This window comes from Methylocella sp. CPCC 101449 (genome assembly GCF_031921685.1).
Lineage (GTDB): Bacteria > Pseudomonadota > Alphaproteobacteria > Rhizobiales > Beijerinckiaceae > Terripilifer.
In genome coordinates this window covers 1,579,623-1,591,821 of record NZ_JAPDHU010000002.1, presented here as the reverse complement: position 1 = coordinate 1,591,821, position 12,199 = coordinate 1,579,623, and the positions used below count along the sequence as shown (strand labels likewise).

Annotated in this window: 7 protein-coding genes; all 7 read left to right on the top strand. The window is 61.5% G+C overall.

Going from position 1 to position 12,199, the window contains the following annotated elements; translation table 11 throughout:
• The first annotated feature begins 4 nt into the window (after positions 1 to 4).
• The 7 genes from rplA (at position 5) to rpsG (ending at position 12,189) form a co-directional block, all read left to right on the top strand.
• Positions 5 to 715 carry a 50S ribosomal protein L1 gene (gene rplA, locus OIM99_RS18455; protein WP_311851918.1) on the top strand — a complete coding sequence of 237 codons (711 nt, stop codon included), beginning with the start codon at positions 5 to 7 and terminating at the stop codon, positions 713 to 715.
• Positions 716 to 1,198: 483 nt separating this feature from the next.
• Positions 1,199 to 1,714, top strand: a complete 516-nt coding sequence (rplJ, locus tag OIM99_RS18450) for a 50S ribosomal protein L10 (RefSeq protein WP_311851917.1) — start codon at positions 1,199 to 1,201, stop codon at positions 1,712 to 1,714.
• Positions 1,715 to 1,773: 59 nt separating this feature from the next.
• On the top strand, positions 1,774 to 2,154 hold the full coding sequence (gene rplL, locus OIM99_RS18445) for a 50S ribosomal protein L7/L12 (RefSeq protein ID WP_311851916.1): 381 nt from the start codon (positions 1,774 to 1,776) through the stop codon (positions 2,152 to 2,154).
• A gap of 250 nt (positions 2,155 to 2,404) precedes the next feature.
• On the top strand, positions 2,405 to 6,565 hold the full coding sequence (gene rpoB / locus OIM99_RS18440) for a DNA-directed RNA polymerase subunit beta (protein ID WP_311851915.1): 4,161 nt from the start codon (positions 2,405 to 2,407) through the stop codon (positions 6,563 to 6,565).
• A 99-nt stretch (positions 6,566 to 6,664) separates the two neighbouring features.
• The gene (rpoC, locus tag OIM99_RS18435) at positions 6,665 to 10,840 is read left to right on the top strand and encodes a DNA-directed RNA polymerase subunit beta' (protein WP_311851914.1); all 4,176 of its coding nucleotides are present in this window, start codon (positions 6,665 to 6,667) and stop codon (positions 10,838 to 10,840) included.
• A gap of 494 nt (positions 10,841 to 11,334) precedes the next feature.
• Positions 11,335 to 11,706, top strand: coding sequence for a 30S ribosomal protein S12 (rpsL, locus tag OIM99_RS18430; RefSeq protein WP_090697389.1), 372 nt, complete (start codon positions 11,335 to 11,337; stop codon positions 11,704 to 11,706).
• A 12-nt stretch (positions 11,707 to 11,718) separates the two neighbouring features.
• Positions 11,719 to 12,189: a 30S ribosomal protein S7 gene (gene rpsG, locus OIM99_RS18425; RefSeq protein WP_311851913.1), complete on the top strand. Its 471-nt coding sequence runs from the start codon at positions 11,719 to 11,721 to the stop codon at positions 12,187 to 12,189.
• Positions 12,190 to 12,199: the final 10 nt, after the last annotated feature.

Here is a 12,199-nt window from a genome sequence, read left to right as displayed (position 1 = left end):
GACGATGGCTGATGGAAAGCGCATCAAGAAGGCGCGCGAAGGTATCGATCGCGTCAAGCTCTATCCTCTCGACGAGGCGATCAAGCTGATCAAGGATCGGGCCACCGCCAAGTTCGACGAAACCGTCGAAATCGCGATGAACCTCGGCGTCGATCCCAAGCATGCCGACCAGATGGTCCGCGGCGTGGTCAATCTGCCGAATGGTACCGGCCGCACCGTCCGCGTGGCGGTGTTCGCCCGTGGCGCCAAGGCCGATGAAGCCAAGGCGGCGGGTGCCGACATCGTCGGCGCCGAAGAGCTGGTCAACACGGTCAACGGCGGCACGATCGATTTCGATCGCTGCATCGCCACCCCAGACATGATGGGCCTGGTCGGCCGTCTCGGTAAGGTGCTGGGCCCGCGCGGCCTGATGCCGAATCCGCGCGTCGGCACGGTGACCATGGACGTCGCCGCCGCCGTCAAGGCGTCGAAGGGTGGCGCGGTCGAGTTCCGTGTCGAGAAGGCCGGCATCGTGCAGGGCACGGTCGGCAAGGTCTCGTTCGGTGCCGACAAGCTGTCCGAGAACGTCAAGGCGTTCGTGGATGCGGTCGCTCGTGCCAAGCCGGCGGGTGCCAAAGGCACCTATATTCAACGCGTTGCGGTGTCCTCGACTCAGGGCCCGGGCGTGAAGATCGATCCGACGACGGTCCAGACCCAGGGTGCCGTCGGCGCTTGATCTTTGGCCTCGAATCTTTTCCGGCGCACCCCCTTGTGGAGGCGCCGGATTAGGTCTAGATAGGCAATCCGGGGCCGATCGCGATTTGCGGCCCCTTTTCAGATTCAGCTTCCGTGCGTTCGCGCCTTTCCAGAGGACAGGTTCGTGCGCGCGGTGGATAGGCCGGCGGATACCAGGCGAAGAGCTTGGCATCATGTTCGGCCATGTCCTGTCCGAGACTGCCGGCGCGGTGAGGTTTACCTAACCGCTTAATTTCACGACGGTTTCCCGGATTTTCCGGCGAACGGTGAGGCCTGCATAGACGGGGAAGACCGGATTTTTGGGCTGCGTGTTCAACGCAGTCGATGGGATTTGGTTCGAACCTTCTGTCCGGTGGCGAGACCATCGCTCCGGGGACAGGCATCAGATGCCGCTGATCCGCCTTGCGGATCGTGCGGTTCGTGCAACCGGCGGGGTTTTGCCCCGCCAACCGGAGAGAGCAGAGTGGACAGAGCGGGTAAGAGAGAGCTCGTCGCGGAACTCGGCGATGTCTTCAAGAAGACATCCGTCGTCGTCGTGGCGCACTACTCCGGCCTGACCGTCGCCCAGCTTCAGGATCTGCGTAAGCGGATGCGTGATGCTGGCGCCTCGGTGCAGGTCGCCAAGAACCGCCTCGCCAAGATCGCCCTTGATGGCACTGACGTCGCCTCCATCGGGCCCCTTCTGAAGGGACCGACCCTGATCGCCTATTCGGACGATCCGGTGGCGGCGCCGAAGGTCGCCGTGGCCTTCGCCAAGGATTTCGACAAGCTCGTGATCCTCGGCGGCGCTATGGGAACGACCGCCCTGAACCCGGATGGCGTGAAGTCGCTCGCGACGATGCCGTCCCTGGATGAACTGCGCGCCAAGATCGTCGGGCTTATCAATGCCCCGGCGACGAAGATCGCCCAGCTCTCCACTGCGCCTGCCGCCAAGCTGGCACGCGTGTTCGGGGCCTATGCCAAAAAAGACGCGGCCTAACGAGGCCATCGCCTATTCATCAATGGTTTGAACCAATCTAGTCAAGGAACTGAAATATTATGGCTAATCTCGAAAAGATCGTCGAAGACCTGTCGAGCCTGACCGTCCTCGAGGCGGCTGAACTCGCCAAGATGCTCGAAGAGAAGTGGGGCGTTTCGGCTGCGGCGGCTGTGGCCGTTGCGGCGGCTCCGGGCGCTGGCGGCGGCGCCGCTGCCGCTGCTGAAGAGCAGACCGAGTTCACCGTTGTCCTGGCTTCGGCCGGCGACAAGAAGATCGAAGTCATTAAGGAAGTCCGCGCCATCACCGGTCTCGGCCTCAAGGAAGCCAAGGACCTGGTCGAAGGCGCTCCGAAGCCGGTCAAGGAAGGCGTCTCCAAGGACGATGCCGCCAAGCTCAAGGCTCAGCTCGAGAAGGCTGGCGCCAAGGTCGAGCTCAAGTAATTCGATGGGGATCGTCCAGGTGGCCGAGAGGTTTGCCTTCCACGATCTCTTCTGAACGTCGACGGTCCCGGGGCTTGCCGCCGGGGCCGTCAATCCTTTCTGGAAAACGCCTCATTCCCGGCCTATCCAGAGCTAAAAGACCGCTTTAGAGCGGTGATTCCCGGGGTTTCGGCCCCAGCCGTGTGCATCTGGCATACGGGATGTGCGCGGCCTCTCCCTGGCTGCCAACAGACGAGGTACGAGGAGCGATATGGCTCAAGCGTCGGCTCAAGCAACTCAGCAATCCTTCACTGGCCGCAAGCGTATCCGCAAGTTTTTCGGGCACATCCGCGAAGTGGCGGAAATGCCGAACCTGATCGAAGTCCAAAAGGCTTCCTATGACCAGTTCCTCATGGTGGACGAGCCGAAGGGCGGCCGCGCCGATGAGGGCCTGCAGGCCGTGTTCAAGTCGGTTTTCCCGATTTCGGATTTCTCGCAGACTGCGCTTCTGGAGTTCGTGCGTTACGAATTCGAAGCGCCGAAATATGACGTCGATGAATGCCGCCAGCGGGGCATGACCTTTGCCGCGCCGCTGAAGGTGAAACTGCGCCTGATCGTGTTCGATGTCGATCCCGACACCAACGCGCGTTCCGTTCGCGACATCAAGGAGCAGGACGTTTACATGGGCGACATGCCGTTCATGACCTTGAACGGTACGTTCATCGTCAACGGCACCGAGCGCGTCATCGTCTCGCAGATGCACCGTTCGCCCGGCGTGTTCTTCGATCACGACAAGGGCAAGACCCATTCGTCGGGCAAGCTCTTGTTTGCCGCGCGCATCATTCCCTATCGCGGTTCGTGGCTCGACATCGAGTTCGACGCCAAGGACATCGTCTATGCGCGTATCGACCGCCGCCGTAAGATTCCGGTGACGTCGCTGCTGTTTGCGCTCGGCATGGACGGCGAGGAAGTGCTGAACACCTTCTACAAGAAGGTGACCTACACGCGCGTCCTCGACAAGAAGACCAAGGAACAGTACTGGCGCGTGCCTTACGATGCCGAGCGCATGAAGGGCGTGAAGGCGACGGTCGATATGATCGACGCCGACACCGGCGAAGTCGTCATCGAGGCCGGCAAGAAGATCACCGTGCGCGCCGCGCGCCAGCTCGCCGAGAAGGGCGTGAAGGCTCTGCGCCAGCAGGACGAAGATCTGTTCGGTCAATACCTCGCCGAAGACATCTACGACCCCAGCACCGGTGAAATTTTCGCCGAAGCGGGCGACGAGATCACCGCCAAGACGCTGCCGCTGCTCATCGAGCATGCCGGCAACGAATTGGTGCTGCTCGACATCGACCACATCAACATCGGTCCCTACATCCGCAACACGCTCGCGGTCGACAAGAACTCGAACCGCGAAGAAGCGCTGTTCGACATCTATCGCGTGATGCGTCCGGGTGAACCGCCGACCATCGAATCGGCGGAAGCGATGTTCCATTCGCTGTTCTTCGATCCGGAGCGCTACGACCTCTCGGCCGTCGGTCGCGTGAAGATGAACATGCGCATGGACCTCGATGCCGAGGACACCGTGCGTATCCTGCGCAAGGAAGACATCATCGCCGTCGTGCGCGCGCTGGTCGACCTGCGCGATGGTCGCGGCGAAATCGACGACATCGACCATCTCGGCAACCGTCGCGTGCGTTCGGTCGGCGAGCTGATGGAGAATCAGTATCGTCTCGGCCTGCTGCGCATGGAACGCGCCATCAAGGAGCGCATGTCGTCGATCGATATCGATACCGTGATGCCGCAGGATCTGATCAACGCCAAGCCGGCGGCTGCCGCCGTGCGCGAGTTCTTCGGTTCCTCGCAGCTCTCGCAGTTCATGGACCAGACGAACCCGCTGTCGGAAATCACCCACAAGCGCCGCCTCTCGGCGCTTGGCCCGGGCGGTCTGACGCGCGAGCGCGCCGGCTTCGAAGTGCGCGACGTGCATCCGACGCACTATGGCCGTATCTGCCCGATTGAGACGCCGGAAGGCCCGAACATCGGTCTGATCAACTCGCTGGCGACGTTCGCGCGCGTCAACAAGTATGGCTTCATCGAAGCGCCGTATCGCAAGGTCCACGACGGTCACGTGACCGAGGATGTGGCCTATCTGTCGGCGATGGAAGAGCAGAAGCACTACGTCGCGCAGGCCAATGTCGTCGTCGACGCCAAGGGCCAGCTGACGGAAGACCTGATCGTCTGCCGCCATGCGGGTGACGTCATCATGGTGCCGCGCGATCGCGTCGACTACATGGACGTGTCGCCCAAGCAGCTCGTTTCGGTCGCCGCGGCGCTGATCCCGTTCCTTGAGAACGACGACGCCAACCGCGCGCTCATGGGCTCGAACATGCAGCGTCAGGCCGTGCCGCTGGTGCGTACCGACGCGCCGCTCGTCGGCACCGGCATGGAAAGCGTCGTGGCGCGCGACTCGGGCGCCGCGATCGCGGCTCGCCGTACGGGCTTCATCGATCAGATCGATGCGACGCGTATCGTTATCCGCGCGACCGAAGATCTCGATGCGGCTCGTCCCGGCGTCGACATCTACCGCCTGATGAAGTTCCAGCGTTCGAACCAGTCGACCTGTATCAACCAGAAGCCTCTGGTGAAGGTGGGCGACTTCGTGCGCAAGGGCGACATCATTGCCGACGGTCCCTCGACCGATCTCGGCGATCTGGCGCTCGGCCGCAACGTGCTCGTCGCGTTCATGCCGTGGAACGGTTACAACTTCGAAGACTCGATCCTGCTCAACGAGCGCATCGTCAAGGACGACGTGTTCACGTCGATCCACATCGACGAATTCGAAGTCATGGCCCGCGACACCAAGCTTGGTCCCGAGGAAATCACCCGCGACATTCCGAACGTTTCGGAAGAAGCGCTGAAGAATCTCGACGAAGCCGGTATCGTCTACATCGGCGCGGAAGTGCAGGCGGGTGACATCCTCGTCGGCAAGATCACGCCGAAGGGCGAAAGCCCGATGACGCCGGAAGAAAAGCTTCTGCGCGCCATCTTCGGCGAGAAGGCTTCGGACGTGCGCGACACCTCGCTGCGGGTGCCGCCGGGCGTGCAGGGCACGATCGTCGAAGTGCGCGTGTTCAACCGCCACGGCGTCGACAAGGACGAGCGTGCGCAGGCGATCGAGCGCGAAGAGATCGAACGTCTCGCCAAGGACCGCGACGACGAACAGGCGATCCTCGACCGTAACGTCTATGGCCGCCTGTCGGAAATGCTGGGTGGCAAGAAGGCGATCAGCGGCCCGAAGGGCTTCAAGAAGGACAGCGTGCTGACGCGCGAGACCTTCGAGGAGTATCCGCGTTCGCAATGGTGGACGTTCGCCGTCGAAGACGATCACCTGATGGGTGAGATCGAGGCGATGCGCAAGCAGTACGACGAGGCGAAGAAGGGGCTGGAAAGCCGCTTCCTCGACAAGGTCGAGAAGCTGCAGCGCGGTGACGAACTGCCGCCGGGCGTGATGAAGATGGTCAAGGTCTTCGTCGCCGTGAAGCGCAAGATCCAGCCGGGCGACAAGATGGCCGGCCGCCACGGCAACAAGGGTGTCGTGTCCAAGATCGTTCCGACCGAGGACATGCCGTTCCTGCCCGATGGCACCGCCGTCGACATCGTGCTGAACCCGCTCGGCGTGCCGAGCCGCATGAACGTCGGTCAGATTCTCGAAACCCATCTGGGTTGGGCTTGCGCCGGTCTCGGCAAGCAGGTCGGCGAGACGGTGAATGCCTATCTCCGCGATGGCAACGTCAAGCCGCTGCGCGACAAGCTCGGCGAGATCTACGGCAAGGATGAGACCGTCAAGTCGCTCGACGACAAGTCGCTGGTCGAACTCGGCCAGAACCTGCGTCGCGGTGTTCCGATCGCCACGCCCGTCTTCGACGGCGCGCGCGAGAAGGACATTGTCGAGATGCTCGGCCAGGCCGGTTTGGCTTCGTCGGGGCAGGTGACGCTGTTCGACGGCCGCACCGGTGAGGCTTTCGATCGTCAGGTGACTGTCGGCTACATCTACATGCTGAAGCTGCATCACCTTGTCGACGACAAGATCCATGCCCGTTCGATCGGCCCGTACTCGCTCGTTACCCAGCAGCCGCTGGGCGGCAAGGCGCAGTTCGGTGGCCAGCGCTTCGGCGAAATGGAGGTGTGGGCGCTCGAGGCTTACGGCGCGGCTTACACCTTGCAGGAAATGCTGACGGTGAAGTCCGACGACGTCGCCGGCCGTACCAAGGTCTACGAGGCGATCGTGCGCGGCGATGACGCGTTCGAGAGCGGCATTCCGGAGAGCTTCAACGTGCTCGTCAAGGAAATGCGCTCGCTCGGCCTCAACGTGGAACTGGCCGCGACGAAGAAGATCGAGGGTTCGACGACGGCGGAAGCCGCGGAATAACGGACCCGAACCGGTGGCGGCATTGGCCGCCACCTTTCAATACGCAATGTGCTGCGATCGCCGCGAGGTCATGGTGGGTCGCAAGTCAGGAGACAGGCAATGAATCAAGAGGTCATGAATCTCTTCAGTCCGGTCGCTCAGCCGCAGGCTTTCGACCAGATCCAGATTTCTATTGCGAGCCCCGAGAAGATTCTGTCCTGGTCGTTCGGCGAGATCAAGAAGCCGGAGACCATCAACTACCGCACGTTCAAACCGGAGCGTGACGGTCTGTTCTGTGCGCGTATCTTCGGGCCGATCAAGGACTACGAATGCTTGTGCGGCAAGTACAAGCGCATGAAGTACAAGGGCGTCATCTGTGAGAAGTGCGGCGTCGAGGTGACGCTGTCGCGCGTGCGTCGTGAGCGCATGGGCCACATCTCGCTGGCGGCTCCCGTCGCGCACATCTGGTTCCTGAAGTCGCTGCCCTCGCGCATCGGCTTGCTGATGGATATGACGCTCAAGGAACTGGAGCGCATTCTCTATTTTGAATCCTACATCGTTCTCGATGCGGGCCTGACGCCGCTCAAGGACCGTCAGCTCCTGTCCGAAGATGAATATCTGCGGGCGCAGGACGAATACGGCCAGGATAACTTCACCGCCTCGATCGGCGCCGAAGCCATCCGCTCGATGCTCAAGGCGATGGACCTGGAGAAGATCGCCGCGCAGCTGCGCGTCGAGATCGCCGAAGCGACGACGGAACTGAAGCCGAAGAAGCTGGCCAAGCGCCTGAAGATCATCGAAGCCTTCATGCAGTCCGGCAACAAGCCGGAGTGGATGGTGCTGACGGAAGTGCCGGTCATCCCGCCGGATCTGCGTCCGCTCGTGCCGCTCGATGGCGGCCGCTTCGCCACGTCCGATCTGAACGATCTCTATCGCCGCGTCATCAACCGCAACAATCGCTTGAAGCGGCTGATCGAACTGCGCGCGCCGGATATCATCATCCGCAACGAAAAGCGCATGCTGCAGGAAGCGGTCGATGCGCTGTTCGACAACGGCCGCCGCGGCCGCGTCATCACCGGCGCCAACAAGCGTCCGCTGAAGTCGCTCGCCGACATGTTGAAGGGCAAGCAGGGCCGGTTCCGCCAGAACCTGCTCGGCAAGCGCGTCGACTATTCCGGCCGCTCCGTCATCGTCGTCGGTCCGGAGCTCAAGCTGCATCAATGCGGCTTGCCCAAGAAGATGGCGCTCGAACTGTTCAAGCCGTTCATCTATTCGCGCCTCGACGCGAAAGGGTTCTCGGCGACCGTGAAGCAGGCGAAGAAGCTCGTCGAAAAGGAAAAGCCGGAAGTTTGGGATATCCTCGATGAGGTCATCCGCGAACATCCGGTGCTCTTGAACCGCGCGCCGACCCTGCATCGCTTGGGCATTCAGGCGTTCGAGCCGGTGCTGATCGAAGGCAAGGCAATCCAGCTTCATCCGCTGGTCTGCGCCGCCTTCAACGCCGACTTCGACGGCGACCAGATGGCCGTGCACGTTCCGCTGTCGCTGGAAGCGCAGCTCGAAGCGCGCGTGCTGATGATGTCGACCAACAACATCCTGCATCCGGCCAATGGTCAGCCGATCATCGTGCCGTCGCAGGATATCGTTCTCGGTCTCTACTATCTGACCTTGATGCGCGACGGCGACGTCGGGCAGGGCATGGCGTTCGGCAACATGGCCGAAATCGAACATGCGCTGGCCACCAAGGCGATCACGCTGCACACCAAGATCAAGGGCCGTGCCTGGACCTACGATGCCAACGGTCAGCGCGTCTCGAAGGTGTTCGACACGACGCCGGGCCGCATGATCCTCGGCCAGTTGCTGCCCGACCACGTCAAGGTGCCTTTCGACGTCGCCAACAAGCTGATGACGAAGAAAGAAATCTCGGGGATGATCGACACCGTCTACCGCAACTGCGGTCAGAAGGAGACGGTGATCTTCTGCGATCGCATCATGGCGCTGGGCTTCCGCGAAGCCTTCAAGGCGGGCATTTCCTTCGGCAAGGACGACATGGTCGTGCCGGAGACGAAGCCGAAGATCATTGCCGACACGTCGGCTTTGGCGAAGGAGTACGAGCAGCAGTACAACGACGGCCTGATCACCCAGGGTGAGAAGTACAACAAGGTCGTCGATGCCTGGGCGAAGTGCACCGACAAGCTCGCCGAAGAGATGATGGCGCGCATCTCGACCGTCCAGAAGGACGATAAGGGGCGCGACAAGCCGATCAACTCGATCTTCATGATGTCGCATTCGGGTGCGCGCGGTTCGCCGCAGCAGATGAAGCAGCTCGCCGCCATGCGCGGTCTGATGGCCAAGCCTTCGGGCGAGATCATCGAGAGCCCGATCATCTCGAACTTCAAGGAAGGTCTGACCGTTCTTGAATACTTCAACTCCACCCACGGCGCCCGTAAGGGTCTCGCCGATACGGCGTTGAAGACGGCGAACTCCGGTTACCTGACCCGTCGTCTCGTCGACGTGGCGCAGGATTCGATCATCACGTCCTACGATTGCGGTTCGACGAACGGCATTCGCATGCGCGCGATCATCGATGCCGGCCAGATCGTTGCGTCGCTCGCGACGCGTATTCTGGGCCGCACCACCGCCGAGGATCTGAAGGAGCTCGATGGCAAGGTCATCGTGCCTGCCGGCGAGATGATTCAGGAGTGGCATATCGATCGTATCAACGCCGCCGGTATTCAGGAGGTGAAGATCCGCTCGGTGCTGACGTGCGAAATGACCAATGGCGTCTGTGGCAAGTGCTACGGCCGCGATCTGGCACGTGGCACGCCGGTCAACATGGGTGAAGCGGTCGGCGTCATCGCGGCGCAGTCGATCGGTGAGCCTGGCACGCAGTTGACGATGCGTACGTTCCACATCGGTGGCGCGGCGCAGATCGCCGATCAGTCGTTCATCGAATCGAACTTCGATGGCACGGTGCGCGTGCGCAACCGCCATCTGGCTCGCAACAGCGATGGCGATCTGATGGTCATGGCGCGTAACGTCGCCATTGCCATCGTCGGTCCGGATGGCACGGAGCGTGCCGTTCACCGCGTCCAGTATGGCGCGCGGCTCAAGGTCGACGAGGGTGATACGGTCAAGCGCGGCCAGCGCATTGCCGAATGGGATCCCTACACCCGTCCGATCCTCACGGAAGTGGATGGCGAAGTTGGCTTCGAAGATCTAGTCGAAGGCATGTCCATGTCGGAAACGGCGGACGAATCGACCGGTATCTCCAAGCGCATGGTCATGGATTGGCGCCTCAACCAGCGCTCGTCCACGCTTAAGCCGGCGATCGTGATCAAGGCCAAGGACGGCAAGGTTGCCAAGCTGACGCGCGGTGGCGATGCCCGTTACTTGCTGCCCGTCGACTCGATCATCGCTGTCGATCCCGGCTCGACGATCAAGGCTGGCGACATCGTGGCGCGTATCTCGCTCGACTCGGCCAAGACCCGCGACATCACCGGCGGTCTGCCGCGTGTTGCGGAATTGTTCGAGGCCCGTCGTCCGAAGGATCACGCGATCATCGCGGAGATCTCGGGTACGGTGCAGTTCGGCCGTGACTACAAGAACAAGCAGCGCATCTCGATCGTTCCGACCGAGGAGGGCGCTGAGCCGGTCGAATACCTGATCCCCAAGGGCAAGCACATCCATCTGCAGGATGGCGACGTCGTGGAAAAGGGCGACTACATCGTCGACGGCAACCCGGCGCCGCACGACATTCTGGCGATCAAGGGCGTGGAAGAGCTTGCAGCCTTCCTCGTCAACGAAATCCAGGAGGTCTACCGGCTGCAGGGCGTGATGATCAACGACAAGCACATCGAGGTGATCGTTCGCCAGATGCTGCAGAAGGTCGACGTCACCGATGCCGGCGAGACGGACTTCCTGCCGGGCGACCAGGTCGATCGGCTCGAGTTCGACGAAGCCAACGAGAAGGCCGCGGGCGAGGGCAAGAAGATTGCCACCGGCGTGCCGGTTCTGCTCGGCATCACCAAGGCGAGCTTGCAGACCCGCTCGTTCATCTCGGCCGCCTCCTTCCAGGAGACGACGCGCGTCCTCACCGAGGCCGCCGTCAACGGCAAGATGGATACGCTGGAAGGCCTCAAGGAGAACGTCATCGTCGGCCGACTCATTCCGGCCGGTACGGGCGCCGCGATGTCCAAGCTGCGCACGATCGCGACGAATCGCGACGAGATGATTCTGCAGCAGAAGGCGCAGACCTCGGAAGGCGAACCGGCGCAATTGCCGGCCGCCGAGTAAGCGGTTCATCGTCGAAAGCCAAGATCAAAGGGCCGCCTCCGGGCGGCCCTTTCATTTGAATCAGGGTGTTAGCAGTTGCAACATCGATCATCGCGCCGCGGTGAAAACACGAGTCGATTCAATCACTTTTTAGCTTTGAAGGGGTTGACGGATTCGTCGGTTGAGATTAGTTTCCGCCCACTTTCGACAGGCAGTAGTTTTGCACAGTTAAGAACGCCTCGTTCATAACACATTGAAACTAAACGCTGTTGGCCTCTACCGCGACCTTTAAAGTCACTTCCTGAATCTCGTTTTTCGAGGGGATGGATTCACGAGGCACGATCCGGGTTTTCCTGGGTCCTCTGCGGAATGGCGCGCCAGAAGCTCGTGAGAGCTGAAGGCGCGAATTCGTTTTGCGCACGGTTTCGGCCGTGCGGAAGGCGGGATTGAGAACCGAAAAAGCTCTTTCTCGTCAATGTTTTGGTTCAATTTTCGCTTGTCTGGAAAGGCGAAGGATGCCGACGATCAGCCAGTTGATCCGCAAACCGCGGCAACAGAAAGTGTACCGGGAAAAGGCCCGCCATCTGGCGCAGTGCCCGCAGAAGCGTGGCGTGTGCACGCGCGTCTATACGACGACCCCGAAGAAGCCGAACTCCGCCCTGCGCAAAGTCGCCAAGGTGCGTTTGACGAACGGCTTCGAGGTCATCGGTTACATCCCGGGTGAGGGACATAACCTGCAGGAGCACTCGGTCGTCATGATCCGCGGTGGCCGCGTCAAGGACCTTCCGGGCGTCCGTTATCACATTCTGCGCGGCGTGCTCGACACGCAGGGCGTCAAGGACCGCAAGCAACGCCGTTCGAAGTACGGCGCGAAGCGTCCGAAGTAAGAGGGATTTACGATGTCGCGTCGTCACAGCGCCGAGAAGCGGGAAGTTATCCCGGATGCCAAATTTGGCGATATTGTTCTCGCCAAATTCATGAATTCGATCATGTACGAAGGCAAGAAGTCGGTGGCGGAAGCCATCGTCTATGGCGCTTTCGATCAGATTCAGGCCAAAGCCAAGTCCGATCCGCTCGGCGTGTTCCGTTCGGCGCTCGACAATGTTGCGCCGGCGATCGAAGTGCGCTCGCGCCGCGTCGGTGGTGCCACCTACCAGGTGCCCGTCGAAGTGCGCCCGGAGCGTCGCCAGGCTCTCGCCATTCGCTGGATCATTTCGGCGGCGCGCGATCGTAACGACAAGACGATGGAAGATCGCCTCTCGGCCGAGCTGATGGACGCCGCCAACAACCGCGGCAACGCGGTCAAGAAGCGTGAAGACACGCACCGGATGGCGGAAGCCAACCGCGCCTTCGCTCATTATCGCTGGTAGTTTGAACGGC

What these genes read in the sequence shown, in the direction of transcription:
- rplA (WP_311851918.1), top strand. Translation starts at nt 5, where the DNA reads ATGGCTGATGGAAAGCGCATCAAGAAGGCGCGCGAAGGTATCGATCGC.
- rplL (WP_311851916.1), top strand. Translation starts at nt 1,774, where the DNA reads ATGGCTAATCTCGAAAAGATCGTCGAAGACCTGTCGAGCCTGACCGTC.
- rpoB (WP_311851915.1), top strand. Translation starts at nt 2,405, where the DNA reads ATGGCTCAAGCGTCGGCTCAAGCAACTCAGCAATCCTTCACTGGCCGC.
- rpoC (WP_311851914.1), top strand. Translation starts at nt 6,665, where the DNA reads ATGAATCAAGAGGTCATGAATCTCTTCAGTCCGGTCGCTCAGCCGCAG.
- rpsL (WP_090697389.1), top strand. Translation starts at nt 11,335, where the DNA reads ATGCCGACGATCAGCCAGTTGATCCGCAAACCGCGGCAACAGAAAGTG.
- rpsG (WP_311851913.1), top strand. Translation starts at nt 11,719, where the DNA reads ATGTCGCGTCGTCACAGCGCCGAGAAGCGGGAAGTTATCCCGGATGCC.